Raw genomic sequence first — 16,604 nt, 5'->3', positions numbered from 1 at the left:
AAAGGGGCCCGGTCGATCAGGTCTCGGAGCAGCCCGCGCATCCCTATCCGCGCGCGCTTCTTGCTGCGATGCCGTCCTCGGATCCCGATAGCCGCACCGAAAAGCCGCCGATTTCGGGCGATCCGCCCAATCCGATCGAGCCGCCCTCGGGCCGCCGATTCCACACCCGTTGTCCGTTTGCGGAGCCGCTCTGCGCAAACGCGACACCAAAGCTCATAGCGCTCGATAATATAGGCCACGAGGCCGCGTGCTACATGGCCATACCGGGTTCAGGCCATAGCCGTTCGCCGGGAGAGGAAACCGCATGACGAGACCAACGACAAAAGAAATCCAGGCGACGGCGCAAGTTGCCGGTGTTCCCGTGAACGACGAGATCGCGACGCGTATCTCCAACTCCATCGGGCCTGCGTTCGAAGGCTTTGCGGCCATTGCCGGCACGTTGCCGTTCGACCTCGAGCCCGCGCTCTATCCGCTCGCGCAGACGCAGAAGGTGTCGAAATGAGCTCTGAGCCTGCATTGATGAGCCTCACCGAGGTCGCGCGTGCGATCGCGATGAAGCAGATGTCCTCGCATGAGGTGACGCGCGCGCTGCTGCATCGCATCGCGCGGTGGCAGCCGCATCTCAATGCCTTCATGTCGATCGAGTCGGAATCCGCCCTGAAGGCGGCCGATGTCGCCGATGCCGAACTCGCCAAGGGCAAGGTGCGGGGGCCGCTGCATGGCGTGCCGCTCGCCCACAAGGATATGTATTACGACGCCGGCCACGTCGCGACCTGCGGCTCGCTGATCCGCCGCGATTTCGTGCCGACCGTCACCTCCACGGCCTTGCAGCGGCTGAAGGACGCCGGTCAGGTCCGGCTTGGTACGCTGCATCTGGCCGAGTTCGCCTATGGCCCGACCGGCCATAACGATCATTACGGTCCGGTGCGCAATCCCTGGAATGTCGCGCATATCACTGGCGGCTCGTCGTCAGGCTCGGGCTCGTCGGTCGCGGCGCGGCTGACCTATGCGGCGCTGGGCTCGGACACCGGCGGCTCGATCCGTATGCCGGCGCATTTCTGCGGCGTCACCGGCCTGAAGACCACGGTGGGTCGCGTCAGCCGCGCCGGCGCGATGCCGCTGTCGCAATCGCTCGATACCGTCGGCCCGCTCGCGCGCACCGCGGAAGATTGCGCGCTGCTGCTGGCGCTGATGGCTGGTCCCGATCCCGAGGATTCGACCACGAGTCACGAGCCGCTGTCGGACTATGTCGCGGCGACCAGGGGCTCGCTCAAGGGGCTCAAGATCGGCGTGCCTGCCTCCTTCTATGTCGACGATCTCGACAGCGAGGTCGCGCGCGTGCTGGACGAGACCATCGCGGTGCTCAGGCGCGAGGGCGCCGACATCGTCCCAGTCGAGCTGCCGAATCAGCGGCAATTGTCCTCGGCAAGCCAGCTCGTGCTGGCGGCGGAAGCTGCCGCCTTCCACAAGCGCTGGATGATCGAGCGACCGCAGGATTATGGCTCGCAGGTGCTGATGCGGCTTCAGAACGGCCTCGCCGTTCCCGCGATCACCTATCTGGAGGCGATGCGCTGGCGCGGCCCGGCACTCGCCGCGCACAATGCGGCGACAGCCGGCGTCGACGCGATCATCGCGCCGGCCTCGCCCGTGCCGGCGCCGACGATCGAGGAGAGCGACGTCGGCGGCGGACCGAACGCACCGGCACTGTTGCAGCGGCTGACGCTGTTCACCCGCCCGGTGAATTTCCTCGGCCTGCCGTCACTGACCGTGCCGTCGGGCTTCACCAGGGGTGGCCTGCCGGTCGGCATGCAGCTGATCGGCCGCTCCTTCGATGAAGCGACGTTGCTGACCATCGGCGCCGCCTTCCAGCGCGCGACTGACTACCATGCCCAGGTCCCGAAACTTCCATCATGACAAAACTCGTCGAGATATCAGGCCTCAAGATCGCCGAGCCGCGTTGTCCGGAGCAGCTGCCGCCAACCCCGCTCTACTGTGCATGGGGTTGTTTTCGACTTTTTTGTCGGTGCAGGCGCAACCCGATCGCCGGGAACCGCATTCAGACCCCGTTCATCCCGGTTCCCGTCCCATGCGGGCCGCTAAAGGAGAGGGATCTGACCTATGTACATTTCGAATGAAGGCCTGCTCGTCATCCTGTTCGTCGGCCTGATCGCCGGCTGGCTGGCCGGCAAGGTGGTGCGGGGGGCCGGGTTCGGCATTATCGGCGACATCGTGATCGGCATCGCCGGCGCCTTTATCGCGAGTTTCCTGTTCCCGAAGCTCGGCATTCATATCGGCGCCGGGCTGATTTCGGAGATCATCTATTCCGCCATCGGCGCCATCATCCTGTTGCTGGTGGTGCGGCTGGTGCGCGGCGGCGGCCGGTTCTAGCAGCCGCAGGTCGATCGGAACCTTTTCGCCTCTCCCCAACCTTGACCAACCTTGGGGAGAGGCGCTTGTGTTTGCTATAAAAAGCCGCAAAGACTGTGAAATACCGGACTTGCACATCTGGCCTTCCGGGGTAGATGTGGCGTGCTCCGGATTAATTCGTTTGCGTTGCACGCGGGGGAGAACCCGAAATTAATCCGAGGTGCGTACGCCTCGATTTGCCTTCGTAATCAGGGCTTTGGAAACCAGGGGGTTTTGCCCCTTACCCGAAAGAGATCAGACTGATGGCAGCCGTTCCCGGCCTCCGCCGTTCAGAGCTCGGTGACGCGCTACGTGCCTGCCGCACGGCGTTCGTTGGCCTCGGCTTCATGAGCTGCATGATCAACCTGCTCTATCTGACCGGGTCGCTCTTCATGCTGGAGGTCTACGACCGGGTGCTGCCGAGCCGCAGCATCCCCACCCTCGTCGGCCTGATCGTCCTCGCCAGCGGCCTCTATATGGCACAGGGCGTGCTCGACATGATCCGCAACCGCATCCTGGGGCGGGTCGGCACCGCGCTCGACGAGGCCCTCAACAAGCGCGTGTTCGACACCATCGTGCGCCTGCCGCTGCTGGTCGGCAGCCGCAACGAAGGTCTGCAGCCGCTGCGCGATCTCGACAATGTCCGCTCCTTCCTCGGCGGCATGGGCCCGAGCGCGTTCTTCGACCTGCCCTGGCTGCCGCTCTATCTCGGCATCTGCTTCGCCTTCCACGTCTGGATCGGTATCACCGCGCTGGTTGGCGCCGTCATTCTGGTCGGGCTGACGCTGGTCACCGAATTCCTGTCCCGCCAGCCGGCGAAGGACGCGATGGGCCTTGCCGCGCAGCGCAACGACATCGCCCAGTCCAGCCGCCGCAATGCCGAAGTGCTGGTGTCGATGGGTATGGCCGGCCGGCTGAACGCGCGCTGGAGCGAGGCCAACGAAAAATACCTCGCCGGCAATCAGCGCGCCAGCGACGTCGCCGGCGGCCTCGGCGCGATCGCAAAAGTGCTGCGCATGATGCTGCAATCCGCGGTGCTCGCTGTCGGCGCCACGCTCGTCATTCGCCAGGAGGCCACCGCCGGCATCATCATTGCGGGCTCGATCCTCTCGGCCCGCGCGCTGGCGCCGGTCGATCTCGCGATCGCCCATTGGAAATCCTTTGTCGCGGCACGCCAGAGCTGGCATCGCCTCAGCCGCCTGCTGGAACAGATGCCGGCACAGGCGACGCCGACCCAGTTGCAGGCGCCCGGCAGCCGGCTCTCGGTCGAAAGCGTCGCCATGGTGGCGCCGGGTGACCAGCGCCTCATCGTCCAGGACGTCAACTTTGCGCTCGAAGCCGGCAGCGCCCTCGGCGTGATCGGACCCAGCGGCTCCGGCAAGTCCTCGCTGATCCGCGCGCTGGTCGGCGTCTGGCAGCCCGTTCGCGGCAAGGTGCGGCTCGACGGCGCGGCGCTCGACCAGTGGGCGTCCGACGTGCTCGGCCGCTACATCGGTTATCTGCCGCAGGACGTCGAATTGTTCGGTGGCACCATCGCGCAGAACATCAGCCGCTTCGATCCGGAGGCTACTTCCGACGGCATCATCTCCGCGGCCAAGGAAGCCGGCGTGCACGAGATGATCATCAAGATGCGCGAGGGCTATAACACGCAAGTCGGCGAGCAGGGCGGCTCGCTCTCCGCAGGCCAGGCCCAGCGCGTGGCGCTGGCGCGCGCGCTCTACGGCAATCCGTTCCTGATCGTGCTGGACGAGCCCAATTCCAATCTCGATACCGAAGGCGACGAGGCGCTGACCCGCGCGATCCGCAGCGCGCGCGAGCGCGGCGCCATCGTCATCGTGGTGGCGCACCGGCCCATCGGCGTCGAGGCGGTCGACCAGATCCTGGTGCTCCGCGACGGCCGCATGCAGGCCTTCGGTCCGAAGGAACAGGTGCTCGCCCAGGTGCTGCAGCCCCGCGTCGCGCCGCCGGCGCCGATCAAGATCGTCAGCGAAGGCGGAGTGGCCAAACCATGAGCACGATGACGGTTGGCGGCACAAAGCCCGCCGCGAAGCGGACCGTGCGGGATTCGATCCGGTTTCACCTGCTCCTGGGCCTCGGGATCGTGCTGTTTCTGGCCGTCGGCCTCGGCGGCTGGGCTTCGACGGTGCTGATTTCGGGCGCGCTGATCGCGCCGGGCCAGATCGTGGTCGAATCCAACGTCAAGAAAGTGCAGCATCCGACCGGCGGCGTGGTCGGCGAGGTGCGCGCCCGCGACGGCGACGTGGTCAAGGCCGGCGATATCGTGGTGCGGCTCGACGACACCGTCACCAAGGCCAATCTTGCCATCGTCACCAAGAATCTCGACGCTGCGCTGGCGCGCGCGGCACGGCTTCAGGCCGAGCAGCGCGGTCTCGACAAGATCGAATTCCCGCAGATGCTGCTCGATCGTATCGGCGATCCCGACGTCAGGACGCTGCTCGACAGCGAAAGCAAGCTGTTCGACGTCCGCGTCAACGGCCGTGCCGGCCAGAAGGCGCAGCTTCGCGAGCGCATCCAGCAGCTCAACGAGGAGATCGAGGGGCTGGTCGCGCAGGAGAAAGCCAAGGACAAGGAAATCGTGCTGGTGCAGCAGGAACTCACCGGTGTGCGCGATCTCTATGACAAACACCTGGTGCAGATCTCGCGCCTGACGACGCTTGAGCGCGACAGCGCCCGCCTCAACGGCGAGCGCGCGCAGTACGTCGCCTCGCGGGCGCAGGCCAAGGGCAAGATCACCGAGACCGAGCTTCAGATCATCCAGGTCGACAAGGACATGGTGAGCGAGGTCTCCAAGGATTTGCGCGAAACCAATGACAAGAGCGGCGAGCTGATCGAGCGCAAGGTCGCGGCCGAAGACCAGCTTCGCCGCGTCGATATCCGTGCGCCGCAGGACGGCATGGTGCTGCAATCGACGGTGCACACCGTCGGCGGTGTCGTCACGGCCGGCGACACGTTGATGCTGATCGTGCCGCAGACCGATGACCTCCAGGTCGAGGCCAAGGTCAATCCGGTCGATATCGACAAGCTGCAGATCGGCCAGAAGACGCTGCTGCGTCTCTCTGCCTTCAACCAGCGCACCACGCCCGAACTCAACGGCGTCGTCACCCGCGTCTCGCCTGACGTCACCACCGACCAGCGGACCGGCCAGAGCTACTATACGATCCGCGTGTCGATGCCCGCCGAAGAGGTCGCGCGTCTCGGCGATTCCAAGTTGATCCCCGGCATGCCGGCGGAAGCCTTCGTCCAGACCGGCGACCGCACCATGCTATCTTACCTGATGAAGCCGTTGCACGACCAGTTCATGCGGGCCTTCCGGGAGAAGTGAGGCGCGAAAGCGTGTCATCCCGGAGCGCGCCTGGCCCCGGTCATGACGGTCTCGTAGCAAGGGTGGGCAAAGGCGCAACGCGCCGTGCCCACCATTCCTTGCACAACTCGGCGACGAAGATGGTGGGCAAGCTCTGCTTTGCCCACCTTACGGCACCCTCTTCTTTGCTATAGTTCGACTCAGGTCCAACAACCCGGCGTCGAGCAATGCAGACCCCGCCCTCCATCGCCACAAAATCCTTCTCCGACGCGGGCCTCGCCGTCGCCCGTCTCGAAGAAATCTACGAGCGCAACACCAAATTCCTGCGCGACCGGTTCGAGGCCTATGTCTCGGGCGAGGCGATCACAACGCGAGTGCGGGCCTACTACCCCTTCGTCCGCCTCACCACCGCAACGCATGCGCGGCTGGATTCGCGCCTCGCCTACGGCTTCGTCGCGGGTCCCGGCGTGCATGAGACCAGTGTCACGCGGCCCGATCTGTTCCGCGCCTATCTCATCGAGCAGATCGGCCTCCTGATCCAGAACCACGGCGTTCCCGTCGAGATCGGCGAGTCCAACGAGCCGATCCCGATTCACTTCGCCTATCGTCGCGACATCAACATCGAGGCCGTCATCACCACCAGTGAGAATTCGTTGGTCACCAGGTCGCTGCGCGATGCGTTCGACGTACCTGATCTCGCCACCATGGACGACGCGATCGCCGACGGCACGTTCGAGCTTCGGGCGGGGGCGCCTGACCCGCTGTCGCTGTTCCGCGCCGCGCGCGTCGATTACTCGCTGCGCCGGCTCTATCACTACACCGGCACCGATCCCGAGCATTTCCAGAACTTTGTGATCTTCACCAACTACCAGTTCTATGTCGATGCCTTTGCGCAGCTCTGCCAGCAGCGGCTCCAGGCGAGCGAGGCGGGCCTCGAAGCCTTCGTCGCACCCGGCAATGTGATCACGCGCAGCGGCGGTGCGACGACCGGGGATGTGCCCGCGCGCATCCCGCAGATGCCGGCCTTTCATCTGGTCATGCCCGGCTATCGCGGCATCTCCCTGATCAATATCGGCACCGGTCCGTCCAACGCGCGCAACGTCACCGATCACGTTGCGGTACTGCGGCCGCATGCCTGGCTGATGCTCGGGCATTGCGCCGGCCTGCGCAACACGCAGCGGCTCGGCGACTACGTGCTTGCGCATGGCTATGTGCGCGAGGACCACGTGCTCGATCGCGAACTGCCGCTGTGGGTGCCGATCCCGGCGCTGGCCGAGATGCAGGTCGCGCTGGAGCAGGCGGTCGAGGACGTCACCGGCCTCGAGGGATTCGAGCTCAAGCGCCTGATGCGCACGGGTACGGTCGCCAGCGTCGACAACCGCAACTGGGAAATCTCCGGGCCCGAGGTCATTCGCCGCATGTCGCAATCGCGTGCGGTCGCGCTCGACATGGAATCGGCTGCGATCGCCGCCAATGGTTATCGCTTCCGCGTGCCCTATGGCACGCTGCTCTGCGTCTCCGACAAGCCGCTGCATGGTGAGATCAAGCTCGCTGGCATGGCCAGCGAATTCTACCGCCGCCGCGTCGGTCAGCATCTCGAAATCGGCCTGAAAGCACTGGAGCGGCTCAAGCAACAGGAATCCGAGCGGCTGCATTCGCGAAAACTCCGCAGCTTTGCCGAAGTGGCGTTCCAGTAGCGCGCCTATTCCCGGCGACCGCAAGGACAGGAGAACTGTCGTACGACGTTGACGTTTCGGTGAGCACCGCGCTCCGGAATATCTCGGCGAAAGAGGGGTTATCATCTCGTCCGGGGCCCCGTGGATCGAGACAGGAGACAGAAATGATCGCAACGATGATCAGGCCCGTCACGCTGGGAATGTTTGCGGCGCTGCTGGTTTCCCCTGTGCATGCTGCAGGGGGAGGTGGCGGCGGCGGTGGTGGAGGCGGTGGCGGTGGCGGTGGCCCCGATCCCTTTGGCAGCACCTATTCAACGCCCAGCACCGCCCAGCCGGCCTATCCGAAGCGTTCGGGAACGAAGGCCGGACAGAAGGGCAAGAAGCCAAACAACCAGTCCAGCATTGACGATCCCGCATTCGCGGCCGGCTACCGCGTAGCCTACGACACCATCTACGAGCGCAACGACTACACCACCGCGATCGCGCAATTGAAGTCGCTTGGCCATGACGACCATCCGAACGTCGCCAACCTCATCGGCTACTCCTACCGTAAGCTCGGCGACTACGAGCAGTCGCGCGTCTGGTACGAACACGCACTGAAGATCGATCCGAACCATGTCCTGACCTGGCAATATTATGGTCTATGGCAGCTCGAGCGGGGCAATCGCGAGCAGGCGCTCTATCATCTGAGCCGGATTGCAGCCATCTGCGGAACGGATTGCGAAGAGTACAAATCGTTGGCCGCCGCGCTGGAGAAGCCGACTGGGACTGCGCTCGTCTACTAGGGGGCGCTGCTCGTCTTGCGGCCAAGGTGACAAGCCGCCGGATTTTTTGCATTGTCCCGTTCGGGGGTGCGAACGGGACAATTGGATGCCGCTGGCGCGCGACAGGATCATCGGCCATGACCTCGAACGGTTGGCCTTTCGCTTCACTATGCTGACCGACGGCGAAATCGTGCAGTGCCAGATCAGCGACGCCGCGATGGACGAACTCGCGGGCATGCAGGGCACCGAGAGCAGCGCGCGACAGGCGCAGTTCACGTCGCTGCGCGAGAGCATCGAACGAATCGCGTCGGACCTCTACGACGAGGCGCCACGGTTCAAAGGCTATGTGGTGCGGATCTTTATTCGGCATTTGGGAAGGTGAGTAGATCGGCTGCCGCGGACACAAATCTCTCGCCGTCACTCCCGCGCAACGGCGTAGCCGTTGTCGCTGGAGGTGGCCGCTTCTTCAGCGCCCCTCGAAGGGCGACGGACCGGCTGCATCTCGGCCGTTCATCCTTCGAGGCTCCCCAGGTGGCGCTGTTGCGCCACGTGTCTCGCACCTCAGGATGACGGTACTAAAAGTGTGAGCTGCCGGCAATGCAGCTCACCCCTCCAGCTTCTTCAGCAACAGCCCCAGCGCCGTCGCAGCGAACACCTGCATGTTCGCGAGCCGATCATTGCTCCCCGTTTCCAGCGTCATCACCTCCGCTGCGGACCCCGCGACCGCCATGCAGCTATGGCCGGCTGCGTCGCCGTAACGGTTGCCGGTCGGGCCGGCTGCGCCGGTCTCGGACAGGGCCCAGTCGGAGCTGAAGCGGCCACGCATCTGCTCTGCCAAGAGCTTGGCATAAGGTTCCGACGACGAGCGAAAGCCCTTCATTCCTTCGTCCGAAATATCCATCAGCACACGCCTGGCGTCGCGGGTGTAGACCACCGCACCACCGAGGAAATAGGCGGAGGCGCCGGGCACCGCGAGCAGGCTCGCCGCGATCAGGCCGCCGGTCGAGGATTCCGCGACCGCAACGGTCTCTTTGCGGGCGATCAGTTTTGCCGCGACCTGTTCCGCAATGCCGACAAGCTCTTTCATCCCTAACACCCCTTATTCCTGCGCAACCGAGCTCGGCCTTCCTAGCATATGACAGAAGCCTTGGCCGAGTTGCGGGCGAAGGGCAGGCCTGCTTGAATGGGGACAAGATGGAGTGGCAAGCGCCCCCCGCGACAAGACAAGACGAGGAAACGTGAGAAGGGAGACGTCATGGCGTCCCTGATCGCCGGTGGGGTGGATTGCGATGTGCATCCGGCCGTGCCGCATCTGGCCAGCCTGCTGCCGTACCTGAACGACTATTGGCGCGATCAGGTGACGACGCGCGGCATGGTCGATCTCGTCTCGCAATCCTATCCGAAGAACTCGCCGATCGTGGCGCGGCCCGATTGGCGCCCCGAGAATGGCAAGCCGGGCGAGAGCCTGCAGGACATGCAGCGCCATGTGCTCGATCCCTTCCAGCTCACGCATGCCATCTGCAATCCGCTCTATGGCGTGCAGATGGTGTTTTCGGAAGATTTGCAGGCTGCCTTCTGCCGCGCGCTGAATGAATGGCTCGCGAAAGAATGGCTCGATCGCGATTCCCGGCTGCGCGGCTCGATCGTAATCCCGACGCAAAGCGTCGAGAAAGCCGTTGCCGAGATCGAGCGCTGCGCCCAGGACAGGCGCTTCGTGCAGGTGCTGATGCTTGTCATGGGCGACACGCCGCTCGGCAAGCGCGCGCTGTGGCCGATCTATGAGGCCGCGGAACGGCACGATCTGCCGGTCGGCATCCACGCCGGTTCCGCCTATCACAATCCGCCGACCGCGGTGGGGTGGGGATCCTATCACATCGAGGATTATGTCGGTCAGGCCCAGGCGTTCCAGGCCCAGCTCACCAGCCTGATTGTCGAGGGCGTGTTCGCCAAATATCCACGGCTGAAAATAGTGATGCTGGAATCCGGCGTCTCCTGGATATCTCCTTTTCTCTGGCGCCTGCACAAGTTCTGGCGCGGAGTGCGGATGGAGACGCCGTGGGTCGATCGCGCGCCGCTTGAAATTGTGCGCAGCAACATCCGCTTCTCGTTACAACCATTTGATGCACCGCCGGACGAAGCGACATTAATTCGCCTGTTTGATCATATGCAGTCCGACGAATTGGTCCTATTCTCGACGGACTATCCGCACTGGCAGTTCGACGGCCTGGACGCGCTGCCTCAAGGTCTGTCCCCCGATCTCGTGCGCAAGATCATGATTGACAATCCGCATGCAACCTATCCCCGCCTGACTTAGCCCGCTGCCAAAGGAGGCAAGGCGATGAATATCCAGTTCCGCGAAGGCACCGAAGCCGCTTCTCCATTGACGACCAAGACCGCGATTGCGGATTGCGACATCCATCCGGCGCGCGCCACGCGCACCGAGCTTTATCCCTATCTCGCCAAACGTTGGCAGCATCATCTCGAGATTTACGGCGTCCATGCCTATCAGGGCATGATGGAAGGCCCGCCCTATCCGAAAGCCCAGCCCAACGCCTCGCGCCGCGACGCCTATCCGCCAGAAGGCGGAGCGCAGGGCTCCTCGCTCTCCTTCATGCAGAAGCAGCTGCTCGATCCCAACAATGTGCAACTCGGCGTGCTCAATCCGCTCAACACCGGGCAGGGCATCCGCAATCACGAGCTCTCGGCTGCGCTCTGCTCGGCCATCAACGACTGGCAGATCGACAAATGGACCAGCAAGGACAAGCGGCTGAAAGCGTCCATTGTCGTCGGCAATGAGGACGGGCTGTCGGCTGCTGCCGAAATCCGCGAGCGCGCCGGCGACAAGAACTTTGTCCAGGTGCTGCTGCTTAGTCGCAATGTCGAGCCGCTGGGCCAGCGCCGTTATTGGCCGATCTATCAGGCCGCGGAAGAAGCGGAGTTGCCGGTGGGCGTGCACGCCTTCGGCTTCGGCGGCAACCCGATCACACCGTCGGGCTGGCCTTCCTATTACATCGAGGAGATGGTGGGCCATTCGCAGTGCCAGCAATCGGCGCTGGCGAGTCTGGTGCTCGAAGGCGTGTTCGAGCGCTTCCCGAAGCTGAAGATGGTGATGATCGAGGCTGGCTTCGGCTGGGCGCCGTCGCTGGCGTGGCGGCTCGACAAGGTCTGGCAGCGTCTGCGCAGCGAGGTGCCCCACGTGAAGCGGCCGCCGTCCGAATATATCCGCGAGCAGGTCTGGTGGACGACGCAGCCGATGGAAGATCCGGAGCGGCGTGAGGATCTGTTTGACGTCATCAACTGGATCGGCTGGGACCGGTTATTGTTCGCGACCGACTATCCGCATTGGGACTACGACGAGCCGTCGCGCGTGCTGCCGGTTGGTGTCAGCGAGGCCAATCGCGAGGCGTTTTACCTTGGCAATGCGAAGAAGCTGTACGGAATAGCTTGATGGCGCGGCATGTGATTGCCGCGGTCGATGAGTTGCCGCCGGGCACGCGAAAATTCCTGGAGATCGATGGCCGGCCGATTGCGGTCTTCAACATCAAGGGCGAGTATTTCGGCCTGATGAATCGCTGTCCGCATCAGGGCGCGGCGCTGTGCGAGGGGCCGCTGATCGGGCTCGCGCAATCGAGCGACCCCGGCGAGATCGAATACACAAAACTCGGCGAGATTATCCGCTGCCCCTGGCACGGCTGGGAGTTCGACATCCGCACCGGCCAGTCCTATTGCGATCCCCGCCGCTTCCGCGTGAAGGCGTATGCGGCCCATGTAGAGCCGGGTGCGAGCGTGGTGAAGGGGCCGTATGTCGCCGAGACGATCCCGGTGAAGATCGAGAGCGACTACGTGGTGGTGGAGTTGTAAGCCCCACTCGTCATTCCGGGGCGGTCCGTAGGACCGAGCCCGGAATCCATCGTGCGACAGGAATGCTGAGAGAAATGGCTTCCGGGCTCACCTATTCGAGGCGGCCCGGATTGACCGTCAATGCCCCGCGACCGGCTCGGCCGCCGTATCATACGTCGTCACCGCCTTGCCGCCGCCGCGATAAACGACGAGCGCGGCGATGATGCCGAGCGCCGCGCCGAACATGAGCCAGTACGCCGGCGAGGCCCTGTCGCCGTTGGTCATGCTGATCAGTTTGGTTGCGACAATGGGCGTGGACGTGCCGAAGATGCCTGCAGCCAACGCGAAAGCGATCGAGAAGCAGGTGGTACGAACATGTGCCGGTACGATCTCGACCAGACACCCCAGCATCGTGCCGCTGTAAACGCCAAAGTAGAACGAGAACATCATCTGGACTGCCAGCAACTTTCCAAGGGTGGGGGCTGCCGCGAGCCAGGAAAGTGCCGGGTAAGCAGTCAGGAACGTCAGGCCTGCGATCACCAGCAGCACAGGCTTGCGGCCGATTCGGTCGGATACCGCGCCGCCGACCGGATTCCAGATGAAATTGGTCACCGCAACGAGAAGAGTCACGAGCAATGTCCCTGTCGGCGAAAGGTTGAGCTGCTTGCCGAAACCGGGGGCATACACCGTGATGAAGTAGAAGGTCGTCGTGGTCAGCACCGCGATCATCATGCCGAGAATGACAATGCGCCAGTTCGCGATCGCCGAAGCGAATACCTCGCTCGCGCTCGGATGTTTCTTCATGGCGAGGAAGGCCGGCGTTTCCTCAAGCGATCGCCGCAACATGAAAATGACCGGGATAATGATGCAGCCGATAAAGAACGGGATGCGCCACTTCGCGATTCCTCCGATGGAATCCAGGAACGTGTCGCTGGGAATGGCTTCTCTCAGGATAAAGCCGATGACCGCTGCGACAAAGATCGCGACCTGCTGACTGGAAGACTGGAACGAGGTGTAAAAGCCGCGATTGCCAGGCGTCGCGATCTCGGAAAGATAAACTGAGACGCCGCCCAGTTCCACGCCAGCGGAGAACCCCTGTATCAACCGGCCAATCAGGACAATCACCGGGGCGGCAACACCGATCGCCGCGTAAGACGGGCAGAAGGCGATCACCACGGTACCGAGCGCCATGAGCGCGAGGGTGACGATCAGCCCCTGGCGACGGCCAATGCGGTCGATATAGGCGCCGAGTACGATTGCGCCGACCGGACGCATCAGCGCACCGAGCCAGAACACGCCATACGCATTGAGCAGTGCCGCGGTGTCGTCGGCGGCGGGGAAAAACGCCTTTGCGATATCCTGCGCATAGAAGCCGAACAGGAAGAAGTCGAACTGCTCGAGGAAGTTGCCGCTCGTTGCGCGCAGGATCGCGCCGATGCGTGACTTGATGGCGGGCGGATTGGTTGATGCGGCTGGTCCAGCCATTGACGTTGCTCCCGTGGAAGACGTTGCCGAACCGGAACTCATTTTCGCGGCGAGGCGACAGATTATTGCTGCGACAATCTGTCTAACCCCTCTCGCGCGGGGCTTTGCGAGTCAACCCATTTCACTGGAGAAGCTGATGATTTTTCAGGCTTTATTCTGTGTTGCGGCGATCATCCATTGGCGGAACGCAGTGAGCTTCGGCGCTTCGCGGCGGCCATCCGGCGAGACCAAATAGAAGCCGGCATCGGCCGGAAGCGCGATCCTGAAGGGGACCACGAGCCGGCCCTTGGCGACGTCGTCGCGAACGTAGGAAGTCCGCCCCATCGCTACGCCGATGCCGTCGATCGCGGCCTGGATGGTCATGAAGATCATGTCGAAGGTGATGCCGGGCTGCCTGGCGATGTCGGCCGGCAGGCCCGCCGCCGTCAGCCACAGCCGCCAGTCGTCGCTGTTGGCGTTGGATGTGTGCAGCAGCGGATAGCCGCGGAGATCCTCCGGTTGGCGCAGCGGCTTGTCGCCACGCAGCAGCGAGGGACTGCACACCGGAAACAGCTCGTCCGCCATCAGCCAGTCGGCGCGCACGCCCGGCCATTGACCGCGGCCGTACCGGATTGCGGCGTCGACATCGTCGCGCTGGAAATCGACCAGGCTGGCCGAGGTGGTGATGCGGACGTCGATGCCGGGATGCGCCTCCTGGAAATCGGTCAGCCGCGGCAGCAGCCATTTTGCCGCGAGCGAGGCGAGGGTCGAGACCGTCAGCACCTTGTCGTCGTCCTTGCGCAGCAGCCGGTCGGTGGCAAGGCGGAGGTCGTTGAAGGCGGCGCGGATGCCCGGAAGGTAGTCGCGTGCCTCCGGCGTCAGCGCCAGCGCGCGGTTCTGCCGGATGAACAGGCGGATGCCGAGTTCCTCCTCGAGGCGGCGGATCTGATGGCTGATCGCGGTCTGCGTCACGTTCAGCTCACTCGCCGCCAGCGTGAAGCTGAGATGGCGCGCGGCGGCCTCAAACGCCCGCAATCCGTTCAGGGAGGGCAATCTGGCAGTCATTTGGCAGCATGATGCATGAGGTTATTTCATGCGAAGAGGTACAAATTGTCGTTTGTCGCAGTGCACTGAGAAGCAGATATTAGCGGTCAAGTTAGCTCAAGGAGCTGAAGATGTCTACTTTGACCCATAATTCGATGACAAATGATCATGCGCCGGGCCTGATCAGCCAGGTCGGCGAGACCCTCCATGTCTGGCATGAGCGCTATCGGACTCGTCGCGAGTTGACCAACTGGACTGCCCGCGATCTCCACGACGTTGGCCTGTCCTGGAGCGATGTCGCCTTTGAGGCTGAGAAACCCTTCTGGCGGGCCTGATTGGCCGCCAGGCCGGCGCCGCCTGATCACAGGGGCGCCGGCGGTCCCTCTTTCTCTCGAGCACGTGTCATGAGCACCCTTCGCCTGGAAGATCTGAAGCAATATTCGGACGTGCTGCGCACCCGGCAGGGTGAGGCCCTCAATGTGCGCTTCGTCGAGCCGCGCGACACCGACGAGCTTCAGCACTATTTCCGTTCGCTCTCCACCCGCTCCCGCTACAACCGTTTCTTCGGCGCGATCAGCGAGTTGCCCAAGGGGCTGCTGAACGACTTCCTCCAGATTGGCGAGCGAGAGCGTTTCACCGTGGTCGCGACCATGATGGTCGACGGTTTCGAGACCATTGTCGCCGAGGCGCGCTATGCTCTCCACGAGGAGACCTCGACGCTCGAGTTCGGCCTGTCGGTCGACGACCGCTGGCAGGGCCACGGCATTGCCACTGCGCTTCTGAAGAATCTCGAATGTCGCGCCGCCGCACTTGGCGCGGAGCACGTTTTCGGCGACACGCTGCGCTCCAACCAGACCATGATTTCGCTCGCGCGCAAATCCGGATTCACCTTCGTCAACAATCCGGACGACTGGAAGCTGGTGCGCTTCGACAAGGAGATCCACGTCGCGCCGAAGGACATTCCCTGCGCCAGCTGGCGTCTCGCCGCCCTTTCCCGTCAGGCCGATAGCCCCTCAGCCTTGGCCTGACACCACTCCACGCCCGGCTCAGGTTGCAAACCAGAGCCGGGCGTTTTTTTGTAGCCCGGATGGAGCGCTGCGTAATCCGGCATTCGTGCCATACGCGCAGGCGCCCAGGATTCCGCTGCGCTCCATCCGGGCTACGACCCCTACTTCCCGGTGAACACCGCCTTGCGCTTCTCGATGAAGGCCTGCACCGCCTCTTTGTGATCGGCGGTTGTGGTCAGGCGGACCAGCCGCTCGGCCTCGTGGTCGCGGGCGGTCTCGAAGTCGAATTGCAGGGCTTCGTCGAGATTGTCCTTCATGTAGCGCAGCGCGAGCCGCGGGCCTTCGGCGAGCGACTTTGCGAGTGCGAAGGCCTCGGCCTGCAATTTGTCATCGGGCACAACGCGGTTGACGAGGCCGATGGCTTCGGCACGCGCTGCGTCGACCCGATCGCCGGTGAACAGCAGCTCGCGCGCCCGCGCGGTACCGACGAGCCGCGTCAATAGCCAGGCGATGCCGTAATCGCCGGAGAGCGCGATGCGCGCGTAGCCGGTGGCGACGAAGGCCGATTGCGCGGCGATGCGGATGTCGCAGGCCATGGCGAGGGCAAGCCCAGCGCCGACCGCAGGGCCGGGGAGGGCAGCGATGGTCGGCTTGCGCACCGACACCAGCGCGCCCGTGAGCAGCCGTTGCCGCTCCTGGAGATCGGCGACGCGGTCCTGCAGCGACATCTCCAGCTTTTTGGGGTCGCGATGCGCGCCCATGCCCTTGACGTTGCCGCCGGCGCAGAACGCTTCTCCGGCGCCGGTGATCAAGAGCGCGCCGACCTTGGGATCCTCGCCGCAGCTGCGGATCATCGTGCGCAGCGCCGGCGTCAGCGTGTCCGACAGCGAGTTGCGCGCATCAGGCCGGTTCAGCGTGATGACAGCGACGCGGTCGCGGATCACGCAGAGCAGTTCATGGGTGCCGGTGTCGATGGCGGTTTCCGTGGTCATTGTCGCTCCCTGGTCTTGTAGGGTGGGCAAAGCGAAGCGTGCCCACCATTGTTTCCGCGCTGCTGATGGTGGGCACGGCGCTGTGCGCC

At 64.0% G+C, this 16,604-nt stretch carries 17 protein-coding genes and 1 pseudogene; 14 read left to right on the top strand and 4 right to left on the bottom strand.

Annotated features, from left to right (window positions below; translation table 11 throughout):
• Positions 1 to 2: 2 nt before the first annotated feature.
• From ABIA96_RS05680 to ABIA96_RS05640, 9 genes and pseudogenes are all read left to right on the top strand, one after another.
• A pseudogene (locus tag ABIA96_RS05680) lies at positions 3 to 308 on the top strand (oligopeptide/dipeptide ABC transporter ATP-binding protein); the annotation flags it as partial.
• A complete protein-coding gene (locus ABIA96_RS05675; RefSeq protein WP_254134802.1) occupies positions 305 to 502 on the top strand; it encodes a hypothetical protein in 198 nt (65 codons plus the stop codon). The pseudogene ABIA96_RS05680 and the gene ABIA96_RS05675, both read left to right, overlap by 4 nt.
• Complete coding sequence (locus ABIA96_RS05670) at positions 499 to 1,914, top strand: amidase (RefSeq protein WP_354136037.1); 1,416 nt, start codon at positions 499 to 501, stop codon at positions 1,912 to 1,914. The genes ABIA96_RS05675 and ABIA96_RS05670 overlap by 4 nt, the downstream gene beginning before the upstream one ends.
• Before the next feature lie 204 nt (positions 1,915 to 2,118).
• Complete coding sequence (locus tag ABIA96_RS05665; RefSeq protein ID WP_354136036.1) at positions 2,119 to 2,388, top strand: GlsB/YeaQ/YmgE family stress response membrane protein; 270 nt, start codon at positions 2,119 to 2,121, stop codon at positions 2,386 to 2,388.
• 281 nt (positions 2,389 to 2,669) lie between these two features.
• Entirely contained in the window at positions 2,670 to 4,418 is a 1,749-nt protein-coding gene (locus tag ABIA96_RS05660; protein ID WP_354136035.1) for a type I secretion system permease/ATPase, read from the top strand.
• Positions 4,415 to 5,749 (top strand): HlyD family type I secretion periplasmic adaptor subunit, encoded by a 1,335-nt coding sequence (locus tag ABIA96_RS05655; protein WP_354136034.1) that lies wholly within the window; start codon positions 4,415 to 4,417, stop codon positions 5,747 to 5,749. The genes ABIA96_RS05660 and ABIA96_RS05655 overlap by 4 nt, the downstream gene beginning before the upstream one ends.
• 206 nt (positions 5,750 to 5,955) lie before the next feature.
• Positions 5,956 to 7,425: an AMP nucleosidase gene (locus ABIA96_RS05650; RefSeq protein ID WP_354136033.1), complete on the top strand. Its 1,470-nt coding sequence runs from the start codon at positions 5,956 to 5,958 to the stop codon at positions 7,423 to 7,425.
• Positions 7,426 to 7,568: 143 nt separating this feature from the next.
• The gene (locus ABIA96_RS05645) at positions 7,569 to 8,189 is read left to right on the top strand and encodes a tetratricopeptide repeat protein (RefSeq protein WP_354136032.1); all 621 of its coding nucleotides are present in this window, start codon (positions 7,569 to 7,571) and stop codon (positions 8,187 to 8,189) included.
• Between the two features lie 85 nt (positions 8,190 to 8,274).
• Entirely contained in the window at positions 8,275 to 8,550 is a 276-nt protein-coding gene (locus ABIA96_RS05640; protein ID WP_354136031.1) for a DUF1488 family protein, read from the top strand.
• Between the two features lie 222 nt (positions 8,551 to 8,772).
• Here the strand turns inward: ABIA96_RS05640 and ABIA96_RS05635 are convergent, their stop codons facing one another.
• On the bottom strand, positions 8,773 to 9,255 hold the full coding sequence (locus tag ABIA96_RS05635; protein WP_354136030.1) for a CinA family protein: 483 nt from the start codon (positions 9,253 to 9,255) through the stop codon (positions 8,773 to 8,775).
• A gap of 168 nt (positions 9,256 to 9,423) precedes the next feature.
• On the opposite strand from ABIA96_RS05635, the gene ABIA96_RS05630 reads away from it, so the two are divergent.
• Genes ABIA96_RS05630 through ABIA96_RS05620 form a run of 3 tightly spaced genes read left to right on the top strand, consistent with a single transcriptional unit; the run spans position 9,424 to position 12,029 of the window.
• Positions 9,424 to 10,482, top strand: a complete 1,059-nt coding sequence (locus ABIA96_RS05630) for an amidohydrolase family protein (RefSeq protein WP_354136029.1) — start codon at positions 9,424 to 9,426, stop codon at positions 10,480 to 10,482.
• Between the two features lie 24 nt (positions 10,483 to 10,506).
• Entirely contained in the window at positions 10,507 to 11,616 is a 1,110-nt protein-coding gene (locus ABIA96_RS05625; protein WP_354136028.1) for an amidohydrolase family protein, read from the top strand.
• Positions 11,616 to 12,029: a Rieske (2Fe-2S) protein gene (locus tag ABIA96_RS05620; RefSeq protein WP_354136027.1), complete on the top strand. Its 414-nt coding sequence runs from the start codon at positions 11,616 to 11,618 to the stop codon at positions 12,027 to 12,029. The genes ABIA96_RS05625 and ABIA96_RS05620 overlap by 1 nt, the downstream gene beginning before the upstream one ends.
• A 117-nt stretch (positions 12,030 to 12,146) precedes the next feature.
• On the opposite strand, the gene ABIA96_RS05615 is transcribed toward ABIA96_RS05620, so the two are convergent.
• Positions 12,147 to 13,493, bottom strand: coding sequence for an MFS transporter (locus ABIA96_RS05615; protein WP_354136026.1), 1,347 nt, complete (start codon positions 13,491 to 13,493; stop codon positions 12,147 to 12,149).
• A 144-nt stretch (positions 13,494 to 13,637) separates the two neighbouring features.
• Entirely contained in the window at positions 13,638 to 14,537 is a 900-nt protein-coding gene (locus tag ABIA96_RS05610) for a transcriptional regulator GcvA (RefSeq protein ID WP_354136025.1), read from the bottom strand.
• Positions 14,538 to 14,647: 110 nt separating this feature from the next.
• Between ABIA96_RS05610 and ABIA96_RS05605 the strand changes: the two genes are divergently transcribed.
• Together ABIA96_RS05605 and ABIA96_RS05600 are read left to right on the top strand one after the other, a co-directional pair.
• On the top strand, positions 14,648 to 14,851 hold the full coding sequence (locus tag ABIA96_RS05605) for a DUF1127 domain-containing protein (RefSeq protein ID WP_354136024.1): 204 nt from the start codon (positions 14,648 to 14,650) through the stop codon (positions 14,849 to 14,851).
• Between the two features lie 69 nt (positions 14,852 to 14,920).
• On the top strand, positions 14,921 to 15,544 hold the full coding sequence (locus tag ABIA96_RS05600; RefSeq protein WP_354136023.1) for a GNAT family N-acetyltransferase: 624 nt from the start codon (positions 14,921 to 14,923) through the stop codon (positions 15,542 to 15,544).
• Between the two features lie 140 nt (positions 15,545 to 15,684).
• On the opposite strand, the gene ABIA96_RS05595 is transcribed toward ABIA96_RS05600, so the two are convergent.
• Positions 15,685 to 16,515, bottom strand: coding sequence for an enoyl-CoA hydratase (locus ABIA96_RS05595; RefSeq protein WP_354136022.1), 831 nt, complete (start codon positions 16,513 to 16,515; stop codon positions 15,685 to 15,687).
• Positions 16,516 to 16,604 lie beyond the last annotated feature (89 nt).

It is taken from the genome of Bradyrhizobium sp. LB11.1 (genome assembly GCF_040549385.1).
Classification (GTDB): domain Bacteria; phylum Pseudomonadota; class Alphaproteobacteria; order Rhizobiales; family Xanthobacteraceae; genus Bradyrhizobium.
This window is presented reverse-complemented; position numbering and strand designations above follow the sequence as displayed.